We start from the raw sequence: 21,173 nt of genomic DNA, 5'->3' as shown, positions 1-21,173 counted from the left end.
GAAGGGAAGTGCGCTTCGACAAGCTCAGCGACCGTGTGTTCTGCGCTTCGACAGGCTCAGCGACCGAGTGCTGCTACGCGGCGGGCGGCGGCGTGCTGCTGCCGGTGCTCGGGCGACGCGTGCGGTTGCGGCGGCGGCGCGTTGGACCGGTCCCGTCGTGCGTTCCCGCGCCCTCGGCGGTCTGGTGCGTCTCAGAGCGGGTCGAGTCGGCGCGGGGTGAGCTCGAGTGCGCCTCATCCGAGCGACCGGATGCGCCACCGCGGGTGCGCTGGCGCGGCGCGCCATCGCGTGAACGACCGTCGCCCTGACCAGAACCGCCACGACCGGAACCGCCACGACCGGAACCACCGCGATCAGGGCCACGACCGGAACCACCGCGTCCGGACGCCGAGGCGTTCGCGGAACGGGGCTCGCGCTCGCGGGCGGGACCCGCTGTTGCCAGGCGACCCTTCGCATCCGCGGGGATGTCGAGGTCGGTGTAGAGGTGCGGCGACGAGGAATAGGTCTCCTGCGGCTCGGGTTGACCCATGTCCAGCGCCTTGTTGATGTGCGACCACTTGTGCATGTCGTCCCAGTCGACGAAGGTCACCGCGATGCCGGTCTTGCCCGCGCGCCCGGTGCGGCCGACGCGGTGCAGGTAGGCGTCGTGGTCCTCGGGAATGGTGTGGTTGATCACGTGCGTGACGTCGTCGACGTCAATGCCACGAGCCGCGACATCCGTGGCGATGAGGATGTCTTTCTTGCCGGCCTTGAACGCGGCCATGGCACGCTCGCGCTGCTCCTGGTTGAGGTCGCCGTGCACTGCGGCAGCGTTGAATCCGCGGTCGTTGAGTTCTTCGACGAGCTTGGCCGCCGCGCGCTTGGTACGCGTGAAGATCACGGTCTTGCCGCGACCCTCGGCCTGCAGGATGCGGGAGATGACCTCGTCCTTGTCGAGCGCGTGCGCCCGGTAGACGACATGCTTGATGTTCGCCTGGGTGAGTCCCTCGTTGGGATCGGTGGCCCGGATGTGGATGGGCTTGTTCATGAAGCGGCGCGCGAGGGCCACGATCGGCCCCGGCATCGTGGCGGAGAACAGCATGGTGTGACGCGTCGGCGGCGTCTGGGCGAACAGCTTCTCGATGTCGGAGAGGAAGCCGAGGTCGAGCATCTTGTCTGCCTCGTCGAGCACCATCACCTCGACGTTCTTGAGCGACAGCATCCGCTGGCTCGCGAGGTCGAGGAGGCGGCCGGGCGTTCCGACGACGACCTGTGCGCCTGCCTTGAGCTGCTCCACCTGGCCTTCATACGCCTTGCCGCCATAGATCGCGGCCACCTGGGTGCCACGGTTGGCCGACGCCATCACGAGGTCTTCGGCCACCTGCACGCACAGTTCGCGGGTCGGCACCACGACGAGCGCCTTGACTCCGGGTTCGGGGTTGGTGCCCAGGTGTTGCAGCAGCGGCAGGCCGAAGCCGAGCGTCTTACCGGTTCCGGTCTTCGCCTGGCCGATGATGTCCTGCCCGGCCAGCCCCATGGGGATCGTCTGCGACTGGATGGGGAACGGTTCGAGGATGCCGTGCGCGGCGAGCGCCTCCACGATGTCCTGGTCGATATTGAGTTCAGAAAAAGTCAAAAGTTCAATGCCCTTGTTTGCGTCAAGCGGATACGCCCGCTTTGTCCTGGGGCGTAGGGCCCCCGTCAGAGTGGGAGGCGATTGCGCCAGTTTAGCGGTCTTCGGCTGTGGAGCCCGGTTTCCCGGGTGGATGCGGCGTGCCAGCGGGAGCCCCACGGCTAGGCTAAGCACGTGGTTACCTGGTTCGGACGGCGCAGAAAGCGTGTCGAAGTGCCGCGATTGCGCTCGCGTTCCGACGCTCCGGTGAACGTCAACCGCGTCGCGCTCGGCGAGCTCACGCCCGAACTCGTCCCATTCCTCGGGCAGGCCGCATACATCCAGCTCTCGATCTTCGAGGCGCTGACGCACGCGATCACGTCGGCGCCCACGGCCAGCGCCAAGCTCGCGGTCAGCCGGGTCGCGGCGACGTCCCTGACCAAGCATCACGGCCTCGTTGCCGAGCTCGAACGACAGGGCACGAACGCCGGGGAGGCAATGGCGCCGTATACGGAGCGCATCGACCACTATCGCCGCATCACGCGCGGAGACGACTGGTACGAACTCGTCACGGCCTGTTACCTCACCGCGGGCATCCTCGACGACTTCTTCCTCAGCCTCGCGTCCGGTCTTCCGCGAGCGGCGGCCGAGCGCATCGAACGTGTGCTGACCTCGGATGCGGGGGGCGACATCCTCGCGCACGAGCTTCAGTCGGCGATCAACGCCGACCCGCGCCTCGCTTCGAGGCTCGCGATGTGGGGTCGCCGTCTCGTCGGAGACACGCTGCTCGTCGCGCGGTCGGCACTCGCTATGCCCCCGGCCAGTGCGAAGGACGAGGAGAAGCTCGAGCCAGTCGTCACCGAGGTGATCGCCGCCCACACCCGCCGCATGGACGCGATCGGTCTCACCGCGTAAGCGCTTGCACTCTCGCGGCGTTCCCGCGGGCATCTGGAGGCCGCGATGGCGCCCCCGGCCCGCCGCTTCGCGGTAGGCGAACCCGTTTTGGGGGCACGCTTGGGTGCCCGTAATCCGTTGTTTTCGGGTAATAATCAATGATGACCGGATCGCACGAGGCACTTCCAGCCGGGCGTCCCGCCCGGTCAGAGCGTCGATCTGTCTCGGTCAGATTCCGCATCCTCGTCGCGATCCTACTCGTCTCCGCGGTCGGTCTCGCCGTCACCGGTGCGGCCTCGTATCTCGTGCAACGGCAGCGTGCACTCACCGCTGTCGACGCACAACTGTCCCGCTCTGTCGTTGCGCTGAAAGCGGTTGCTCAGCAGGTGGGCGCGGATACTTCTCACACTTCGGTGGATGCGGTGCTGCGCGCGGCGATGCAACGCCTCGTGCCACCGGAGAACCAGGCCGTGATCGGGCTCGTCAATTTCGCGCCGGCCTACGCTCCGTCGACCAAGCGGGCGTTTCAGATTCAGGATGATCCAGAGCTGCTGAAGCGAGTTGTCGTCGAGGCGAGTTCCTCGAGCGTCGTGCGCGGCACGGCGAAGAGCTCGATCGGCACCGTTCGCTACGTGATCGTGCCCGTGAATGTGAGCGGTGACAAGCGGCTCGGTCTCTACGTGGCCGCCGTGAACCTGGATGCCGTCCTCGCGGACGTCGCGCAGTCGTTCCAGGGCTTCTTGGTGGTCGCGCTTTTCGCGCTGGTGCTCATCGGCCTCGTCGCGTGGTTCGTTGCCGGGCGACTGTTGCGACCGATCCGGCTGCTGCGGGATGCCGCGGCAGCGCACTCGGCCGCGGACCTCTCCGCGCGCATCCCGGTCACCGGCAACGACGACATCTCCGAACTCGCCGTCACGATCAACGGGATGTTCGACCGGCTCGAAGACTCGTTCGCGAGCCAGCGGCGGCTCATCGACGACGTGAGACACGAGCTGAAGACACCGATCACGATCGTGCGGGGAAACCTCGAATTGCTCGACTCCTCAGACCAGGCGGATGTCGACGCGGTTCGCGCTGTCGCGCTGGATGAACTCGGCCGGATGAGCTCGCTCGTCTCGGAGCTGTCGCTCCTCGCCGAGGCCCGTCGCCCCGACTTCGTCGAGCTCGCGCCGATGGATGTGAACGATTTCACCGCCGCGGTGGCCATCAAGGTGCGCGCCCTCGACCCGCTCAGGACGTGGCCGGTCTTTGTCGGATCCAGTGGAACCGCGATGGTGGATGCGCAGCGTCTCACCCAGGCGTGGTTGCAACTGGCAGACAACGCCGCGAAGTATGCGACGAAGAACACGCCCATTTCGATCGGGAGTGACATCGGCCTGGATGGCGGTGTCGAGTGGCTTTACCTCTGGGTGCGCGACAGCGGGCCCGGCATCCCGGCACACTCTCACGCGCGCATCTTCGAACGGTTCGGTCGCCTGGAGTCGAACCGCGGCACGGCCGGCTCGGGACTCGGGCTCACCATCGTGCTGGCGATCGCAGAGGCACACGGTGGAACGGTCACGCTGTCCAGCGAACTGGGCCAGGGGTCGACGTTCACGATCAGGGTGCCGCTGAATGGGCAGGCGGACACCGCCGGACTGGCGTAAAGATAGACCATGACCCGGATACTGATCGCCGAGGACGAAGCACGAATTTCGGCCTTCGTCGAGCGCGGTCTCAAGGCCGCAGGCTTCGCCGTGCACGCGGTCTCTGACGGCGCGGAGGCGTTGGCGGAGGCCCGGTCGGGCGCGTTTGACCTCATGATCCTCGACGCCGGATTGCCCACCATGGACGGGTTCGAGGTGCTCGAAGCGCTCCAGGCGGCCGGTGATTCCACCGTCGTCATCATGCTGACCGCGCGCGACTCGGTTGCAGACACCGTGCGCGGACTGGAGAGCGGTGCGAGCGACTACCTGGCCAAGCCGTTCGGATTCGACGAACTGCTCGCTCGCATCCGACTGCGGCTGAAGGGCGCTCAGGCGGGACCCGTCGACACGATCGAGGCGCTCGGTCTGCAACTCGATTTGCGGACCAGAAGGATCACTGCGGGCGGGCGACAGCACGACCTCTCCTCGCGCGAATTCGCGCTCGCCGAGGAGTTTCTGCGCCATCCCGAACAGGTACTCAGTCGCGAGCAGTTGCTCAGCCGCGTGTGGGGATTCGATTTCGACCCGGCATCCAACGTGGTCGAGGTATACGTGCGTTACCTGCGCGGCAAGATCGGATCGGATCGGATCGAGAATGTGCGAGGGATGGGATACCGCCTGAGGCAGGGGTCCGGGGGCGCCTAACCCGAATAGGCGCCCCACGACCTGCCACCGGTTACCAGCCGGATCATGGTCTGGGACACCTCACCCGAAGAGGAATCCCGGACCGGCTGTCGGCGCTGTGTGCCGACAGAGTCTATGGAGTTATTTCTTCGACCCGTTGCCGGACTTGCCACTGCCGGCGTCGGTCGCCTCGCCGTTCGCAGGGTTGGCGGGCTTCCCGTTGCCGGAGTTAACGGAGTTGCTGCTGCCGTTGCCCGAGTTGGCGTGGCCGGAGTTGCTGTTGCCCGAGTTGGCGTGGCCGGAGTTGCTGTTGCCGGAGTTGCTGTTGCTGTTGCCCGAGTTGGCGTGGCCGGAGTTGGCGTTACCGGAGTTGCCGGAGTTGCCGGAGTTGGCGTTGCCGGAGTTGCTGGTGCCGGAGTTGCTGGTGCCGGAGTTGCTGGTGCCGGAGTCATTGTTCCCGGAGTTTCCGTTGCTCCCGATCACGCCGTTCCCGTTGCCGTGGAGCTCGGTGTTGCCGCCACCCTCGCCCTGGTTGCCCGTTCCGGCGTTCCCGTCATTGCCCTCGGCCGCATTGAAGCCCGGGTTGGGAGCGTCTGTCACCCTGGGAGAGTGGCTGTCGTCCGCGTTTAGTTGATCGTCAAGACCCGCTCGCGCGCTGGCCGCGCCGTCTGCTGACCCGAACAGCGAGACGGCCGCGGCCTGCGCGACGAGGTGGACGCCCCCGGCCTGGCCTGCTTCAAGCAGCTTCAGGCGGGCTTCGGCGCTGTCCTGCACGGCGTCGGCACCCGAGCCGACGCCCTGCATCTGTAGGACTTGTCCAGGGGCATCCGCCACGAGGCGTGAACCTGTCGTGGCGAAGGCGCCGCCTGCGACGATCACGGCGCCGAACAGGCCGGCCGCCCCCGCGACCAACACCTTTACGCCGTGTTTCACTGTTGTTCCCCCGTTGTGACCCCGCTGGACCTTATGCGACTACCCTGCGCGAGAAAAATGAGGACACAACGAGAATCGAATGAGAGAAGTCTTATTCAGTGCTTACGCTCTGCTCAGTGTCTGCAGCATCCGTTCGTCGGTCGCGACGCGGTGTCGTGAAAGCAGCAGGGCCACGAGGATGCCGGCGACGCCCGCCGACAGCAGGCTCATGACCCAGATCCAGCCGCCATCGAATGGCCAGCCGAGCCAGGTGAGTGCTGCCCACACCGCCGCGGAAACTGCGCCTCCCATGGCGGGCAGCAGGAGCACTCCGTAGCTGTGCCGATGCGGCAGCAGGTAGCGCAGGCCGCCCGCAATCGCGATGCCTCCCAGCACCGCGAACAGGAGTTCCATGGTCACGCCACGAAGCCGACGCGCCTGGTGGACTCCGAACCGATCTCGATGTAGCCGAACGATTCGAGCGGAACGAGATAAACGCTGCCCTTGTCGTCGTTCAGCTTGAAGAACTTCGCCGACGACTCGAGGGCGTCTGAGACGACCTTCTCGATCTCGCTGGCGGGCTGCGCCGACTCGAAGCTGATCTCACGGGGGCTGTTGATGATGCCAATGCGAATGTCCACGAGCCCAGATTACGACACGGGGCGGTGCCGTTCGGGCGCGTTCGCTCTGGGCGGTACGTGGCCCCGGCGCTGTCGGTGGTTGCCGGTAGTTTTGAAGCATGTCGGCATCCGGGTTCCTGCGCACGCCGCGCGGCGTCGCATCCGGCACACCGGTGGTGCTCGACGACGCGCAGCAGGCCGTCCTGCGGCTGCCGGATGCCGCATCCGCGGTCGTTCTTGGAGCGCCGGGCACCGGAAAGACCACGGCTCTGATCGAGCTGGTGGCCGACCGGGTTCACCGCCTCGGATTCGCGCCGGAGCAGGTGCTCGTGCTCACCTCCTCGCGCGGCACCGCGACGAGGCTGCGCGATCGGCTCGCCCTGCGCCTCGGGGTGCCCACCAACGGGCCGCTCGCCCGCACGGTCAATTCGCTGGCCTTCGACATTGTCGGGCATGCGGCGCGCAGCGCCGGCACCGAGCCACCCCAGCTCGTGACGGGCGGCGAGCAAGACAGCGACCTGAGCCAGCTGCTCGCTGGCCAGCTCGAAGACGGCACCGGGCCGGCCTGGCCCGAACACCTCGGGCCCCAGGTGCGACGGTTGCGCGGCTTCCGCACCGAATTGCGCGAACTCATGGCCAGGTCGACAGAATTCGACGTCACGCCGCAGCGGCTTCGGCAGCTCGGTGAGCAGCGGGATCGCCCCGAGTGGGTCGCCGCGGCCGAGTTTATTGCCGAGTACCTCGCGGTGATCAGCAGCTCCCGTCCACACCAGCTCGACTCGTCCGAGCTCGTGCAATTCGCCATCGCCGCCGTTGCTGGCGACGACCCCGGCGCCACCGTCGACAGGCTGAAGCTCGTCGTCATCGATGACCTGCAGGAGGCGCCGCGGTCGACCCTGCAGCTCTTACGTGCGCTTGCGGCTCGCGGCATCCGTGTGGTTGCCTTCGGCAATCCGGATGTCGCGGCCAACGCGTTCCGCGGCGGCGAACCGGAGGCGCTCGCGCGCCTCGGCACCGTGCTCGACCTCCCCGACCTGGTTCACCTCACCCTGCACCACAACCATCGTGCGGGCGAGGGACTCACTGCCTTCACGAGTCGCGTCACGGAGCGCATCGGAACGGCGGGAGCGGTGGGACATCGCGACGTGACGGCGGCCGAGCCCGCGAGCGCGCCCGATGTCCCGGCCATCCTCTCTATTCAGGCCCCGACGCCGGCGCGCCAGTGGTCCGCCATCGCGGCGCAACTGAGGGAGTGGCACCTGCTGCGGGGTGTGCCCTGGAGCAGCATGGTCGTGGTCGCGCGCAGTGGCGCGCAGCTTCCGGTGATCGCCAGGGCGCTCGCGCTCGCCGAGGTGCCGACGCGCACGGCGGTCGGCGGCAAGGCGCTGCGTGACGACCACGCGGCGCGAGGCCTGCTCGCCGTGGTCGACGTGGGCATCGGGCGGGCACCGCTCACGGCGGCGACGGCGAACGACTTGCTGCTGGGTCCGTTCGGCGGCCTCGACCGACTCGCCCTTCGCAGGGTGCGACTCGCGCTTCGGGCGGAAGAGATCGCCGGCGGCGGAACCCGCTCGAGCGACGAGCTGCTCGTCGAGGCGCTCTCGGCACCCGGTCGCTTCGCCACGATCGACGCCAGGGTCGGTCGCCATGCCGAACGGATGGCCACCACTCTCGCCGCCGTCGCCACCGCGTTTGCCGAGGGCGACACGATCGAGGAACTGCTGTGGCTTGTCTGGGAGCGCAGCGGGCTCGCGAAGCCCTGGCGCGAGCAGGCGCTCAGCGCCGGCATCACCGCGGCCGAGGCGAACCGCAACCTCGACGGCGTGCTCGCGCTGTTCACCGCCGCGAAGCGATTCGTCGAGCGCCAACCGGGCACGGCCGCCACCGTGTTCCTGGAGCAGGTGCTCGATGCGGAGGTGCCGGAAGACACGCTGTCGCCGCAGTCGCAGGCCGAGACGGTGCTCGTGACCACGCCATCCGGAACCGTCGGGCTCGAATTCGACGTCGTCGTGGTCGCGGCCCTGCAGGAGGGCGTGTGGCCCAACCTGCGACTGCGCGGCTCCCTCCTCTACCCGCAACAGCTCGTGCGGGTCATGAGCGAACTCGGCGACGTCGCGCTCGACGAGCGCCGGCAGGTTCGGGATGACGAACTTCGCATGTTCGCACTCGCGGTCTCTCGAGCACGCAGGCAGGTCATCCTCGCCGCCGTCGTGAACGAAGACGAGGCCGCGAGTGTGCTGTTCGCGCTCGCACCGAAGGCGGTTCCCGTGAAGGTCTCCGCCCTGCCCTCGCTCTCGCTGCGGGGGCTCACGGGCGAGCTGCGGCGGGAACTCGTGCGGCCGCGCGCGACGGTGTCCGATCGCGAGGCCGCAGCATCCGCCCTCGCCCTGCTCGCCGCCCAGAGCGTGCCCGGTGCGCACCCGGCACAGTGGCACGGCCTGCTCGATCCGTCGACGACCGAGCCGCTATACGGGGAAGACGAACGCGTTCGGGTCTCGCCGTCGAAGCTTGAGGCATTCGAGCAGTCCGCGCTCGACTGGTTCATCGAGTCGGTCTCGGGCACCCAGTCGAGCGTCGCCATGGGCCTCGGCACGATCGTGCACTGGGCCATGGAGACCGCGACCGATCCCACAGTCGACGCGATCTGGAGCGCCATCGAGGGGCGCTGGAGCGAGCTCGTGTTCGAGTCGCCGTGGCTCGCGGAGCAGCAGCGTCGCGCCGCGCGCATCCTCGCGGGTGGGGTCGCCGAGTATCTCGCCGATTTCGCGAGAGACGGCAAGCAGCTCGCGGCGGCGGAAGGCAGGTTCGAGCTCGAGATCGGCAGTGCGGTTGTGAACGGCTCCATCGACCGGGTGGAGCGTGCGGCGGACGGCTCGATCGTGATCGTGGACCTCAAGACCGGCAGCCCGATCACCAGGCAGGACCAGATCGACGCCCATCCGCAGCTCGGTGCCTACCAGCTCGCCTACGCCGAGGGCGTGCTCGACGAGGTTCTCGACGAGCTCGGCGAGCACCGCGGCGGGGGAGCGAAGCTGCTCTACGTGAAGAAGGGCCTTCGATCCAAGTTGTATCGGGAGGGCGTGCAGGCGGTGCTCACCGAAGAGCAACTCGAGGGCTTCAGGGAGCGCATCCGTCAGGCCGCCGCGGGTATGGCGCAGGCCGCCTTCCTCGGAGCGATCGACCTCGACCAGTGGAGTTCCTTCGACGTCGCGACCCGCAGACTGCACCGAGTGAGGGCAGTGAGTAGTGACTGACGCCGAGCACCGCTTCACCGAGCACCTGTTCATCAGCGCGGATGCGATAGCCGACGCGATCGGAAAGCCGCGACCCACGACGCAGCAGCGAGCCGTGATCGAGTCACCGCTCGAGCCCGCACTCGTCGTCGCCGGCGCGGGCAGCGGCAAGACGGAGACCATGGCCAACCGCGTGCTCTGGCTGCTCGCCAACGGTCGCGTCGGCATGAGCGAGATCCTCGGCCTCACCTTCACGCGCAAGGCGGCGGGCGAACTCTCCGCGCGCATCCGTGAGCGCATCGGCCAGCTGCACGAGGCGGGGTTGCTGCCCGGCGACTATGACGAGTTCGATCCGCCCGTCGTCGCCACCTACAACTCCTTCTCGAACACCATCTACCGCGACAACGCGATCCTCCTCGGGCGGGAGAGCGACGGCGCGGTGCTCGGCGAGGCCTCCGCCTGGCAGCTCGCGAGATCGATCGTGGTGCACGCGAGCGACGAACGACTGCCGGAGCTCGGCAAGAACGTCGACACCGTGACGAGGGCGGTCATCGCGCTCAGCCGGGCGCTCAGCGAGAACGTCGCGGATGCCGGGGAGGTGCGGTCGATGGCCGAGGCTTTTGCGGCGCTCGCGGAACTGCCCTCCGGCGGCCGCGGCGACTATCCAGAGGCCGTGACTCTCGCCCAGACTGTCGGCTCGCTGCCGGTGCTGATCGAGCTCGCGCAGCAGTTCGCCGAGGAGAAGCAGCGCCGCGGATTCATCGAGTACTCCGATCAGGTGGCGCTCGCCCTCGAGATCATTCGCACCGTTCCGCGGGTTGCCGAGGAGTTCCGCGACCGCTTCAGGGTCGTGTTGCTCGACGAGTACCAGGACACCAGCGTGGTGCAGACCTGGCTGCTCGCCGAGCTGTTCGCCGGGCATCCGGTGATGGCCGTCGGCGACCCGAACCAGTCGATCTACGGATGGCGCGGCGCCAGCGCCGCGAACCTCGAGGGATTCGCGCAGCAGTTCGGCGGCGGCCGGGTGCTGGACTTCGCGCTCGCCACCAGCTGGCGCAACGGGCACGACATCCTCGCGGTGGCCAACGCGCTCGTCGAACCGCTCGCCGCCACCGCGACGGTCGGCGTTCAGCGACTCGACGCCTCTCCGAACGCGACCGCGCTTCCGGTGGACGTGATCTACGAGGAGACGCTGCCGGAGGAGGCAGAGGCCGCGGCGCTATGGCTGAAGCGGCGGCTCGGTCCGCAGAACGGTTCTGGCGACACCGGGCAGACCGCGGCGATGCTGTTCCGCGCCCGCAAGACGCAGGGTGTCTTCATCGAGGCGCTGCGCCGGCACGGCATTCCCTTCCACGTGCTCGGCATCGGCGGACTCATGGCGGAGCCGGAGATCGCGGACCTCGTCTGCGCGCTCGCGGTCGTCAACGATCCCACCGCAGGCTCCGAACTCGTGCGACTTCTCGCCGGCTCGCGCTGGCGCATTGGGGTGAAGGATCTGCACGCCCTCAGCCGGCTCGCCTCCTGGCTGCGCGATCGGGATATCGCCCAGCAACCGCTCGACGATGTCGTCAAAGAACGGATGCGCGCCTCCGTCGCTGAGGGAGAGGGCGGCTCGATCGTCGACGCGCTCGACTTTCTCGCCACCGCGCGCGAGGGCCACACCGCTCTCTCGCGATTCAGCGAGATCGGACTCGCCAGGCTGCGGGAGGCCGGCGCGACGTTCGCGAAGCTCCGTGCCCGGCTCGGTCTCGACCTGCTCGACTTTGTCACCTTCGTGCAGCAGGAACTCCTGCTCGACATCGAGGTCGCCGCGAACGAGATGCGCACGGGCGACACCGCCAACATGGAGGCCTTCTTCGACGCGCTCGGCAGCTATCTCGTGGTCGACGACTCGGCGAGCCTGGGGGGCTTTCTCTCCTGGTTGCGCGAGGCCGAATGGCGCGACGGCCTTGCACCGCGACCGGAGGATCCGGAGCCCGGCACGGTGCAGCTACTCACCATCCACGGAGCGAAGGGACTCGAATGGGATCTCGTCGTCGTGCCGCGGATGGTCGACAAGGAGCTCCCCGGTGCGCCCAGCGAAGGATTCAACGGCTGGCTGTCGTTCGGCAGCCTGCCCTACGAGTTCCGTGGTGACGCTGCCGAGCTTCCCGAGTTCGACTGGCGCTCCGTGACGACGCGCAAGGAATTGCTCGACGCACGCGCGGCCTTCAAAAACTCGGTGAAGCAGCGGCACGAGCTGGAGGAGCGGCGACTCGCCTACGTCGCCGTGACGAGAGCACGGCATTCGCTGCTCATGAGCGGCTCGTTCTGGGCGGCGCAGACCACCCCGCGGCCTCCGAGCCCCTTCCTCGTGCAACTCGCCGAGGCCGGCGTGATCGGTCCACTGCCTACGGCGAGCGAGCACGACGAGAACCCGCTCGGCGACGATGTGCGACTCTTCCTGTGGCCGCAGGATCCGCTCGGCCAGCGCCGGGCAGCGGTGGAAGCGGCCGCGGAACTCGTGCGCACGGTGGAGGCCCGGGGCGACATCCGGGTCGAACGCGCGGGCAGGTGGGCCGTCAATCTCGAACTGTTGCTGCGGGAGCGCAGGGCACGTCTTGAGTCGAGCGGCCTGGTCGCGCTGCCGAGCCGCGTGCCCGCATCGCGATTCAAGGACTACGTGACCGATCCGGCAGCCGTGGCCGCCTCGCTGCGACGCCCCATGCCCGAGCGGCCGTACCGCGCGACGCGGCTCGGCACGCTGTTCCACAGCTGGGTCGAGGAACGCTACGGCGTCGGCGGTTCGGTCGAGGCGATCGATGCGCTCGACACGGAGCTCGATGGCCTGTTCGGCGAGGCCGTGGCGTCCGGCACGGCACCGGTCGAGCAGGCGGAGCTCACCCGACTGCGCGAGACCTTCGAGCGCTCCGAATTCGCGGCGCTGAAGCCTGCCGAGGTCGAGATCGAGATTCACCTCGTGCTGGATGACGAGGTCATCGTCTGCAAGCTCGACGCCGTCTACTTCACCGAGGGTCGCTGTCGCATCGTCGACTGGAAGACCGGCAAGGCACCGCGGGACGCCGCGGACCTCGAGGCCAAGCAGTTCCAGCTCGCGCTGTATCGCCAGGCGTTCGCCGAGTGGAAGGGTATCGATCCGGAACAGATCGACGCGGTCTTCTACTACGTGAGCGACGACCGCGTCATCCGCCCCGAGCGCATCTACTCCAGGGACGAACTCGTCGCGGCCTGGCGCGGCGTCGTTTCGACGGCATCCTGAGTCAGCATCCCGGCTATTGCGCCTTCGAAATCACAGCTTGGCGCGCCACGATCGCGGCGCTGAGCGCCTCAATCGGCTCGCGCGCCGACACCGGGTTCGAGAGCAGGGTGAAGTCCACGTTGCCGAGCCGCGGTAGCTCGAAGAGCACCGGCAGCTGGGCGAGGTCGGGCGGGATGAGACTCTGCGGAAAAGGAGCGACGCCGATGCCGGCGCGAACGGCAGCGAGCACGCCGTTCACCTCGCGCACGTTGCAGGTGATGCGCCAGGTGCGGCCTGCTCCCTCGAGCGCGCGGATCGCGAGCGTGCGCGTGAGGCTCGGTGCGGGGTAGGTCACGAGAGGAACGGGGCTGTCCTGCTCGAGCTGCATGCTCTTGTGGCCGACCCAGACGAGTCGATCCCGACGCACGAGCTGGCCGGCTCCCGTTCCCGCCTCCTCTTTGATGAACACGAGGTCGAGCTGGCCCGACAGCAGACGCCGGGTGAGAAATCCGCTCTGGCCCACGGTCAGTTCGAGGTTGATGTGCGGATACAGCTGCCGAAAGTCGCGCAGGATCTGCGGCAACTGGGTGAGCGCGAGGTCGTCCGCCGAGCCGAAGCGCAACCGGCCCCGCATCGCCGAACCGGTGAAGTAGCTGCTGGCCTGATCGTGGGCGGCCAGAATCGTGCGCGCGAAGCCGAGCAGCGCGTCGCCATTGTCGGTGAGCCGCACCTCACGGGTGTCGCGCACCACGAGGTTGCGGCCGGCCGCCGCCTCGAGCTTGCGGATGTGCTGGCTCACCGTGGGCTGGCTGAGTCCGAGCCGCGCTCCGGCCCCGGTGAAGCTGAGGGTCTCGGCGAGCGTGACGAAGGTCTTGAGGAGAACGGGGTCGAACATCCGCGCCTCGCATTCGAAGACTGAATAGAAGTGGTGCTTCTCAGCGTAATCGGCAATGGCATCGGGATCTCCGCATCCCGCTCTCGATAGTGGCGACGACGGTTGCGGGAGCTACGATGGATATAAATTACTTTCTTCCGTGAAAATACCCCGAGAGGACCTGACCGTGGCCGAGATTCCGATCCTGGATGTGCGTTCCGAGATACCGCAGCGTCGGCACGAGCTGATCTTCGAGCACTACCACGCGCTCAAGCCGGGCGAGAGCTACATCCTTCTGAACGACCACGACCCGATCCCGCTGTACTACCAGTTTGAGGCGGAGTACAAGGGCAAGTACGTCTGGAAGTCCATCGAAGAGGGGCCGGTCGACTGGCGCGTGGAAATCGGCAAGCCCTGATCGCCACAACTGTGCTGCCTTTCGCTCTCGAGCGCACGCTGCTCGGCATAGTCACTCTCGGCGCCAGCCTCTGGATCGGTGGCTTCGTCGCCATCATGATCGTGAGCGCGACGAGCAATAAGTCGCTCGAGACCAAGGAGCGCATCGCGCTGTTCCGCGGTCTCGGCCGCGGCTACCTCAGGGTGGCGGTCGTCGCCTTCCTCGCCGTCGTCGTCCCGGGAATCGTGCTCCTCGCGTTCCGGCCGTGGGACGGCTACTCGCTCGCGATCGTCGTGCTCGCGGTGGCTCTCGTGATCGTGACGGCGCTCGGCGTGCGTCAGGCCCGGCAGCTCACCCGGATGCGCAAGGCCGCGGCAGAGGCATCGAGCGAACCGACACCCGCGGCGTCACTCGCGCGCAAGGCCGTCGCGGCGCGCGCGCTCCGCTCGGCCATCGGACTGCTGAGCCTCGCGATCTTCATCGTCGTCGTGGCGATGCCCTGAGCGCCGTGCCCTAGGCGAGCAGAATGCGGTCGACCTCGTCTCCGACTTCGAGCAGTAGGGCGGTGGAATCCCACGTGCCGGCGAGAAGTTGACGTCGTCGGCCCTCTCGCAGTCGCACCGCAAAGCTCGTTCCGCCAGCGGACACCGTCATCGAGTGCAGATCAAGGGCAAAGCTGGTGTCTGGGTGGTTCTCGCACAGCTGTTGCAAAGCGGTTGCTGCCTCGGCCTCGATCTCCGCGCACGGCACGCCGATCGCGAGGCAGTTTCCCGCAAAGATCTCGCCGAACGACTCACCGACTATGGCCGCGATGCCGGCGCGCTGGAGGCCCTGTGGCGCGTGCTCCCGGGATGATCCGCATCCGAAGTTGCGATTGACGACAAGGATGCGCGCTGGCGTCACCCTGGGCACGTCGAGGGGATGGACCGTTCCGGATTCTCTCGCCTGAAGGCGCGCGTCCTCGAAGACATGCGCTTCCATCCCGGCAAAAGTGATCCACTTGAGAAACCGCGCCGGCATGATCTGGTCGGTGTCGATGTCGTCCCCCCGAATCGCGACGGCCTGGCCCACCACGCGCTCGACGCGCTGATCCGACATCGTCTTCATCGGGCCGCCGCCAGGCTCGGTGCGGCGAAGAAGCTGCGCGCATCCACGATCTCACCCGCGATTGCCGCCGCCGCGACCATGACCGGCGACATCAGCACGGTGCGGCCGGTGGGGGAGCCCTGCCGTCCCCTGAAATTGCGATTCGACGTGGATGCGCAGAGCTCGCGGCCGACCAGACTGTCGGAGTTCATGCCGCAGCAGAGCGAGCATCCTGTGTCTCGAAACTGGAATCCAGCATCGAGAAAGAGCCGATCGATACCCCGCTCGATGAGCTCGTCTCGCACCGCCCTGGATCCCGGAACGACGAGCGCGCGTACGTGCGGCGCGACGTGAAAGTCGCTGCGGCGCAGGAAGCCGGCGATCGCTTCGTAGTCCGACAGCCGCCCGTTGGTGCACGAGCCCATGAATGCCACGTCGATGCGCGTTCCGATCAGTGGCTTGCCGGGTTCGAAATCCATAAACCTGAGCGCTTCCGCAACCTGCAGTCGCTGATCGACGGGCAGCGACTCGGGAGCCGGGGTTGGCTCGGTGATCGCGATGGCCTGATCCGGGGAGGTGCCCCAGGTGATGATGGGAGCGATGTCTTCCGCCCTCATGAAGACGATGTCGTCGTAGTCGGCGTCGGGTTCAGAAGCGAGCGCGCGCCACTGCTGCACCGCGAGGTCCCAGGCCGCGCCGCTCGGTGCGTGCTCCCTGCCGCGCAGATAGTCGAACGTCGTCTCGTCCGGGTTGATGTAGCCGCACCGTGCGCCGGCCTCGATGGCGAGGTTGCAGAGCGTCATTCGCTCCTCCATCGAGAAGCGATCCACGACGTCTCCGCCGAATTCGTAGGCGAAGCCCACGCCGCCTTTCGCGCCGAGAACGCGGATGATGTGGAGGGCGACATCCTTGGCGTAGACACCCGCGCCGAGTTCGCCATCCACCTGGATCTTGCGCACCCTGAGTTTCTCCATGAAGAGGCTCTGAGCGGCGAGCACGTCGCGCACCTGGGAGGTGCCGATGCCGAACGCGAGGGCGCCGAACGCGCCATGGGTGGAGGTGTGACTGTCGCCACACGCGATCACTTTGCCCGGCTGGGTGATGCCCCGCTCGGGGGCAAGCACGTGGATGATGCCGTGCTCGCCTCGCGAGGGGTTGAAGTAGCGCAGTCCGAACTGCGCCGAATTGTTGCCCATCACGGTGACCTGCGCGCGGTTCATCTCGTCGGCAAAGTCATCCGGTCGCCCGCTCGTGGAGACGGAGTGGTCGGAGCTGGCGAAGGTGAGTTCCGGATGCCGCACGGCAAGTTTGCGTTCTCGAAGCGCATCGAACGCCTGAGGACTCGACACCTCGTTCAGAAAGTGCAGGTCGATGGCGAGCTGGTATTGGCCGGGCGAGGCCTCCCTAACGACGTGCTGGTCGAAGACCTTGTGGTAAAGCGTGCCTGGCATGGGAACCTCCGAGTCAGTGGGTTCCGCTAAAGGTACACCAAATTGGTATACCAACCGAATGCCGCGTAGAGCAGGGTGCGGTCGGGAGGGGTCTGAGTTCTCGGAGAACTCAGTAGCTGCGCTGCGTGTGGTCGAGCATGTCTTCGACCTGCGCCACGTCGAGGATCGGCATCGTATTGTGGCCGAGCGTCTGTCCCACGTCGCTCTGCACGCTGTCAAGAAGGCCGTGCAGCATGGCGACCGCGTCATCCACGATCTCGGTGCTGCGCTCCTGGGTGCCGTGCAGCAACCACTTGGCGATCTCGAGCTCACGGTAGAGCGTCGCGCGCTGGGTGAGCTGGCGGTCGCTCGTGCCGCGGGTGCGGATGTACGAGTCGATGGCGGTCTCGGAGGTGGCGTCCCCGCGTGCACCGAGCAGCCAATGCAGGTCGCGCGCCGGGTCGCCGACGCTGAGGCCGCTCCAGCCGAGCACGCCGGTGACCTCGTCGCCGGCACTCAGGAACGAGTCCACCGCGAGGGTGCCGTTGATCACCGTGGGCGCGAACTGCCAGAGCGCCGAGTCCTCTGCCGCACGCTCCCAGCGTCCGAGGAGGGCGGCGGGCACGAGTCCCGTGGCCGAGGCGCGGTCCATGACCGTGACGCTGGAGCGCAGGATCTCGACCGGCGAGAGCACCGGGAGTCCGGCATCCGCAATGAAGCTTGTGGGCAGCGAGTGCACGGCGGCGATCGCGCGACCGATGGATGCGGCAAGGCCTTCGCGGCCGCGCATCTCGCCGAGCCCGAGCTTGGAGCCGTAGACGAACTCGTAGACGACGGCGCGCGTGCCGTTGATCGGCGTCTGCCCCGCAAAGCTCGAGACAGTGAAGGGCAGGCGGGAGCGCACGCCGGTGCTGAGGGCGCGCAGGGCGACGAGGTCGGCGGACTGCTCCGCCTCCGCTGCCTCCGAGCGCGGCACGCGGATGATCCAGTGCCTGCCGTCGCGGCCGGTGATGAGCGCCGAATCGAAGTCGCCGTCCGTCGCGGAACCGAATGCGGCGGACGCCACGGCATCGAGGCCGGCAACGGCGGTGGTCGCCAACGCGGCTAGAGTGAGATGAGATCTGGCCATACCTCACAGGGTAGGTCGCGCACCCTCGACCGGTGTCAACGCCACGCTGTTCCCACTCCCTTCGATGATTGGTCTTCGATGCCCGCTTCGCCCCGCCCGGAACTGCCCCTGTCGCGGTCGGAGCACGATCGCGACTACCTTTCGCGCAGCCGGCCCGAGCTCTTTGCCGAACTCGCGGCTGACCCCAGCACTCGAGTGCTCGTGCTGTGGCAGGGCAAGACCCTCGTGACGGACGGCGCTCTCGTGCTGCTGCCGAGCGAGCGCGTGCCGAAGGCCGAACTGCGCATCTACCTGGGTCGCTCACTCGCGGGGTCGAGCCCGGAGCCGGTCGGTACCCCCGTGATCGCGGCGGTCGTCTCGGATGAGGTGGCAGAGCAGCTGAGTCCCGATCCGGCATCCTGGGCCGGTCTCCGCTCGGTCGGCTCGGAGCTGAGCCGGCGCGATGCCGGGCTGTTGACCGAGGCGCTCGCGATGGCCAACTGGCACGCGGCGCACGCGTTCTCCCCCCGCACCGGCGAACCGACGCTCCCGGAGTTCGGCGGCTGGGTGCGCACCGCAGCGGCAGCGGGCGATGGGCGCGCGCAGGAGAACTTTCCCCGTACCGACGCCGCCATCATCGTGGGCATCACGGATGCCGACGACCGCCTGCTGCTCGGCGCGAACGCGCTGTGGGAGAAGAACCGTTTCTCGCTCCTCGCGGGGTTCGTGGAACCCGGGGAGTCTCTCGAGAGCGCGGTGCTGCGCGAGGTCTACGAGGAGTCCGGCGTGCGGGTCAAGGATCCGGTCTACTTCGGATCGCAGCCGTGGCCGTTCCCGGCGTCGCTCATGCTCGGCTTCCGCGCAACCGTCGACCCGGATCAGGAATGGGCGCTCAAGGCCGACGGCGTCGAGATCCTCGACCTGCGCTGGTTCAGCCGCGAGGAACTGCGCGCGGCCGACATCATCCTGCCCGGTCGCACCTCCATCGCCCGCTACATCATCGAGGACTGGTTCGGTGGCCCGATCGATGATGGGCAGGCGTGGTGAGCACGCCCGCCGTCACCTCTGCCGAGGCACTGCTGGCCGGGCTCGACGATGAGCAGCGGATCGCCGCCGAGACCCTGACCGGCCCCGTCTGCCTGCTCGCGGGAGCCGGCACCGGCAAGACCAGGGCGATCACGCACCGCATCGCCTACGGCGTGGCGACCGGCGCGTACGCGCCAGGCCGGGTCATGGCTCTCACCTTCACCGCTCGCGCCGCGGCCGAACTGCGTGGCAGGCTTCGCCAGCTCGGCGCCCCCGGCATCGCGGCGCGCACGTTCCACGCCTCGGCGCTCTCGCAACTCGGGTATTTCTGGCCGCAGGTGATCGGCGGCACCATGCCGCGCATCCTCGACAGCAAGGGCCGGATGCTCGGCCACGCCGCCGAGACGCTGCGGCTCAAGCTCGACACGGCTGCACTGCGCGATGTTGCCGCCGAGATCGAGTGGCGCAAGGTCTCGAGGCTGACGATCGAGCAGTACGCGGTGAAGGCGCCGTCCCGCTCGCTGCCGCCAGCGCTCGACGCCGAGAAGATGATCGCGCTCCATCGCGCCTACGAGGCGTTGAAAGACGAGCGTCGCCAGCTCGATTTCGAGGATGTGCTGCTGGCCACCGCGGGCATGATCGAGTCGGAGCCGCGGGTCGCCCAGCAGGTGCGGGAGCAGTACCGCTTCTTCGTGGTCGACGAGTACCAGGACGTCTCACCCTCGCAGCAGGCGCTGCTCGAGCTGTGGCTCGGTGACCGTCGCGACCTCTGCGTGGTGGGCGACGTCAGCCAGACCATCTACTCGTTCGCGGGGGCGTCATCCGAGCCGTTGCTCGGTTTTCCCACCCGCTATCGCGACGCCACGGTGGTGCGCCTCGAGCAGAATTACCGCTCCACACCCGCGATCGTCGAGACCGCGAACCGGCTGATGCGGGGCAGGCCGGGCGCGCTGCACCTGCACGCTGCGACTCGCGATTCGGATGCCGGCGCCCCGTCGACAGGCGCGGCCAGGCCGGCAAAATCGGTCGAGCCCACGATCGATCGCTACGCCACGGACTCGACCGAGGCGCGCGCGGTCGCGACCCGCATCGCCGAGCAGCTGGCGGCGGGAACGAGGCCGCAGGATGTCGCCATCCTGTATCGCCTGAACGGCCAGGCCGCCGCGCTCGAGGCGGCGCTCGGCGACGCCGGCGTGCCGTACCAGCTGCGCGGCGCCACCCGATTCTTCGAGCTTCAGGAGATCAAGCAGGCAATCATGATGCTGAAGGGCGCGCTCGTCGCCGCCCAGCGCGAGCCGCTGTTCAAGACCGTGAGCGACGTGCTGCGCTCGCTCGGCTGGACTCAGGAAGCGCCGGAGGCGCGCGGCGCAGTGCGTGACCGCTGGGAATCGCTCAACGCGCTCATCGGGCTCGCGGAGTCGTCGGCCCCCGGCACCACCCTGCGCGAGTTCGTCGACGAGCTCGTGGAGCGCGCCGCAAGCCAGCACGAGCCGACGCTCGCTGCCGTCACCCTCGCGACGCTTCACTCCGCGAAGGGACTCGAGTGGCACACCGTCTACCTCGTCGGGTTGAGCGAGGGGCTCGTGCCGGTGAGCTACGCGAAGACCCTCGAGGCGATCGATGAGGAGCGGCGACTGCTCTACGTTGGCGTCACGCGGGCACGGCAGCGACTTCATCTCTCCTGGGCAGGCGTCGGCGGTTCGGCGCGCGGCGAACGTCAGCCAAGCCGTTTCCTGGCAGAGCTAAGCACGCGCACTCCGGGTGCGGCTGCCACTCGCGTCGGCTGATCTCCCCGGTCGTGGCATCGAGCCGAAGGGATGTCGCCCTCGGCAACGCGGGATCCTCCGGCAGGGTGCCGCGCAGCCTCGTCAGCGCGTAGCGGCCGACGATCGCGGCCACCTCGGTTGCCACGAGCGGACTCTCGAGCGGTGACCGCTGGCCCCAGAGCTGGGATGCGATGGCTGGCCAGGCCGGGTCGGCATCCGCGTGCTGTCGTTCGAGACAGTAGAGGCACGGGGTGAGCCCGGGTTCGATCACCGGCCCGACGCGCACGCTCGCGTCGCCGAGTACCACGGCGAGGTGAGGCACGTCCCTGCGCAGCCAGAGGCCGTGCAACTCGGGTTCGATCACGAACTGCGCCACGATGATCGCCAAGTCGGCGTCGCCGATCGACTCTCCGTGGTCGACGGCAACGCCGTCGGCGCGAACGATCTCGGCGATGCGGTCGGCGATGGGTCCATCGCCGTGCAGGGCCACTCGCCGCGGCGCGGGTCCCTCGCTCGACCCGTCCAGCATCACGGGACCGAGGCTTTCGAGAAGGCTCTCGACCTCGGTCTCGTCGCCACCGGTGTCGAGACACACCATGCTCAGTCCAGAGCGGCTGATGCCGCGCGAGAGCACCGCGATCATCCGGTCGACCGCCTCGGTCACGTCGTGCAGCACGACGGCGGGGGAG

The 21,173-nt window shown here is 68.0% G+C and carries 17 protein-coding genes and 1 pseudogene; 9 read left to right on the top strand and 9 right to left on the bottom strand.

What is annotated here, in order from left to right; all coding sequences use genetic code 11:
• Nucleotides 1–73 precede the first annotated feature (73 nt).
• A complete protein-coding gene (locus ABUA37_RS01710; RefSeq protein ID WP_349897384.1) occupies nucleotides 74–1,615 on the bottom strand; it encodes a DEAD/DEAH box helicase in 1,542 nt (513 codons plus the stop codon).
• Nucleotides 1,616–1,825: 210 nt separating this feature from the next.
• On the opposite strand from ABUA37_RS01710, the gene ABUA37_RS01705 reads away from it, so the two are divergent.
• The 3 genes from ABUA37_RS01705 to ABUA37_RS01695 all read left to right on the top strand — a co-directional run bounded on the left by ABUA37_RS01705 (nucleotide 1,826) and on the right by ABUA37_RS01695 (nucleotide 4,815).
• Nucleotides 1,826–2,506 carry a ferritin-like fold-containing protein gene (locus ABUA37_RS01705; protein WP_349897383.1) on the top strand — a complete coding sequence of 227 codons (681 nt, stop codon included), beginning with the start codon at nucleotides 1,826–1,828 and terminating at the stop codon, nucleotides 2,504–2,506.
• A gap of 140 nt (nucleotides 2,507–2,646) precedes the next feature.
• Nucleotides 2,647–4,131: a sensor histidine kinase gene (locus ABUA37_RS01700; protein ID WP_349897382.1), complete on the top strand. Its 1,485-nt coding sequence runs from the start codon at nucleotides 2,647–2,649 to the stop codon at nucleotides 4,129–4,131.
• 9 nt (nucleotides 4,132–4,140) lie between these two features.
• Entirely contained in the window at nucleotides 4,141–4,815 is a 675-nt protein-coding gene (locus ABUA37_RS01695) for a response regulator transcription factor (RefSeq protein ID WP_349897381.1), read from the top strand.
• 120 nt (nucleotides 4,816–4,935) lie between these two features.
• On the opposite strand, the gene ABUA37_RS01690 is transcribed toward ABUA37_RS01695, so the two are convergent.
• From ABUA37_RS01690 to ABUA37_RS01680, 3 genes are all read right to left on the bottom strand, one after another.
• On the bottom strand, nucleotides 4,936–5,727 hold the full coding sequence (locus ABUA37_RS01690) for a hypothetical protein (RefSeq protein ID WP_349897380.1): 792 nt from the start codon (nucleotides 5,725–5,727) through the stop codon (nucleotides 4,936–4,938).
• A 102-nt stretch (nucleotides 5,728–5,829) separates the two neighbouring features.
• Entirely contained in the window at nucleotides 5,830–6,126 is a 297-nt protein-coding gene (locus ABUA37_RS01685) for a hypothetical protein (RefSeq protein WP_349897379.1), read from the bottom strand.
• On the bottom strand, nucleotides 6,123–6,347 hold the full coding sequence (locus ABUA37_RS01680; RefSeq protein ID WP_325516160.1) for a DUF3107 domain-containing protein: 225 nt from the start codon (nucleotides 6,345–6,347) through the stop codon (nucleotides 6,123–6,125). Before ABUA37_RS01680 ends, ABUA37_RS01685 begins: the two co-directional genes overlap by 4 nt.
• 98 nt (nucleotides 6,348–6,445) lie before the next feature.
• On the opposite strand from ABUA37_RS01680, the gene ABUA37_RS01675 reads away from it, so the two are divergent.
• Together ABUA37_RS01675 and ABUA37_RS01670 are read left to right on the top strand one after the other, a co-directional pair.
• A complete protein-coding gene (locus tag ABUA37_RS01675; protein WP_349897378.1) occupies nucleotides 6,446–9,580 on the top strand; it encodes an ATP-dependent DNA helicase in 3,135 nt (1,044 codons plus the stop codon).
• Nucleotides 9,573–12,818: an ATP-dependent helicase gene (locus ABUA37_RS01670; protein WP_349897377.1), complete on the top strand. Its 3,246-nt coding sequence runs from the start codon at nucleotides 9,573–9,575 to the stop codon at nucleotides 12,816–12,818. Before ABUA37_RS01675 ends, ABUA37_RS01670 begins: the two co-directional genes overlap by 8 nt.
• Nucleotides 12,819–12,831: 13 nt before the next feature.
• Here ABUA37_RS01670 and ABUA37_RS01665 read toward each other — a convergent pair whose 3' ends face one another.
• The gene (locus tag ABUA37_RS01665) at nucleotides 12,832–13,692 is read right to left on the bottom strand and encodes a LysR substrate-binding domain-containing protein (RefSeq protein WP_349897376.1); all 861 of its coding nucleotides are present in this window, start codon (nucleotides 13,690–13,692) and stop codon (nucleotides 12,832–12,834) included.
• A 139-nt stretch (nucleotides 13,693–13,831) separates the two neighbouring features.
• Here ABUA37_RS01665 and ABUA37_RS01660 point away from each other — a divergent pair, with 139 nt between their 5' ends.
• Complete coding sequence (locus ABUA37_RS01660) at nucleotides 13,832–14,089, top strand: DUF2249 domain-containing protein (protein WP_349897375.1); 258 nt, start codon at nucleotides 13,832–13,834, stop codon at nucleotides 14,087–14,089.
• An 11-nt stretch (nucleotides 14,090–14,100) separates the two neighbouring features.
• On the top strand, nucleotides 14,101–14,571 hold the full coding sequence (locus tag ABUA37_RS01655) for a hypothetical protein (protein WP_349897374.1): 471 nt from the start codon (nucleotides 14,101–14,103) through the stop codon (nucleotides 14,569–14,571).
• 10 nt (nucleotides 14,572–14,581) lie between these two features.
• Here ABUA37_RS01655 and ABUA37_RS01650 read toward each other — a convergent pair whose 3' ends face one another.
• From ABUA37_RS01650 to ABUA37_RS01640, 3 genes are all read right to left on the bottom strand, one after another.
• On the bottom strand, nucleotides 14,582–15,166 hold the full coding sequence (locus tag ABUA37_RS01650) for a 3-isopropylmalate dehydratase small subunit (RefSeq protein WP_349897373.1): 585 nt from the start codon (nucleotides 15,164–15,166) through the stop codon (nucleotides 14,582–14,584).
• A 5-nt stretch (nucleotides 15,167–15,171) separates the two neighbouring features.
• On the bottom strand, nucleotides 15,172–16,605 hold the full coding sequence (locus ABUA37_RS01645) for a 3-isopropylmalate dehydratase large subunit (protein ID WP_349897372.1): 1,434 nt from the start codon (nucleotides 16,603–16,605) through the stop codon (nucleotides 15,172–15,174).
• A gap of 109 nt (nucleotides 16,606–16,714) precedes the next feature.
• The gene (locus ABUA37_RS01640; protein ID WP_349897371.1) at nucleotides 16,715–17,713 is read right to left on the bottom strand and encodes a phosphotransferase; all 999 of its coding nucleotides are present in this window, start codon (nucleotides 17,711–17,713) and stop codon (nucleotides 16,715–16,717) included.
• 78 nt (nucleotides 17,714–17,791) lie between these two features.
• Here ABUA37_RS01640 and nudC point away from each other — a divergent pair, with 78 nt between their 5' ends.
• Both nudC and ABUA37_RS01630 read left to right on the top strand, forming a co-directional pair.
• On the top strand, nucleotides 17,792–18,739 hold the full coding sequence (nudC, locus tag ABUA37_RS01635) for an NAD(+) diphosphatase (protein WP_349897370.1): 948 nt from the start codon (nucleotides 17,792–17,794) through the stop codon (nucleotides 18,737–18,739).
• Nucleotides 18,736–20,505 carry an ATP-dependent helicase gene (locus ABUA37_RS01630; protein ID WP_349897369.1) on the top strand — a complete coding sequence of 590 codons (1,770 nt, stop codon included), beginning with the start codon at nucleotides 18,736–18,738 and terminating at the stop codon, nucleotides 20,503–20,505. Before nudC ends, ABUA37_RS01630 begins: the two co-directional genes overlap by 4 nt.
• Here ABUA37_RS01630 and ABUA37_RS01625 read toward each other — a convergent pair.
• Nucleotides 20,468–21,013, bottom strand: a pseudogene (locus ABUA37_RS01625) (TOMM precursor leader peptide-binding protein); the annotation flags it as partial. The gene ABUA37_RS01630 and the pseudogene ABUA37_RS01625 overlap by 38 nt on opposite strands.
• Between the last annotated feature and the right edge of the window lie 160 nt (nucleotides 21,014–21,173).

Source organism: Parafrigoribacterium soli, assembly GCF_040227235.1.
Taxonomy (GTDB): domain Bacteria; phylum Actinomycetota; class Actinomycetes; order Actinomycetales; family Microbacteriaceae; genus Parafrigoribacterium_A; species Parafrigoribacterium_A soli.
The sequence above is the reverse complement of the archived record's forward strand: the minus strand, read 5'-3'. Positions and strand labels throughout refer to the sequence as shown.

What these genes read in the sequence shown, in the direction of transcription:
- ABUA37_RS01700 (WP_349897382.1), top strand. Translation starts at nt 2,647, where the DNA reads ATGACCGGATCGCACGAGGCACTTCCAGCCGGGCGTCCCGCCCGGTCA.
- ABUA37_RS01695 (WP_349897381.1), top strand. Translation starts at nt 4,141, where the DNA reads ATGACCCGGATACTGATCGCCGAGGACGAAGCACGAATTTCGGCCTTC.
- ABUA37_RS01675 (WP_349897378.1), top strand. Translation starts at nt 6,446, where the DNA reads ATGTCGGCATCCGGGTTCCTGCGCACGCCGCGCGGCGTCGCATCCGGC.
- ABUA37_RS01665 (WP_349897376.1), bottom strand. Translation starts at nt 13,692, where the DNA reads ATGTTCGACCCCGTTCTCCTCAAGACCTTCGTCACGCTCGCCGAGACC.
- ABUA37_RS01650 (WP_349897373.1), bottom strand. Translation starts at nt 15,166, where the DNA reads ATGTCGGATCAGCGCGTCGAGCGCGTGGTGGGCCAGGCCGTCGCGATT.
- ABUA37_RS01645 (WP_349897372.1), bottom strand. Translation starts at nt 16,605, where the DNA reads ATGCCAGGCACGCTTTACCACAAGGTCTTCGACCAGCACGTCGTTAGG.
- ABUA37_RS01640 (WP_349897371.1), bottom strand. Translation starts at nt 17,713, where the DNA reads ATGGCCAGATCTCATCTCACTCTAGCCGCGTTGGCGACCACCGCCGTT.
- nudC (WP_349897370.1), top strand. Translation starts at nt 17,792, where the DNA reads ATGCCCGCTTCGCCCCGCCCGGAACTGCCCCTGTCGCGGTCGGAGCAC.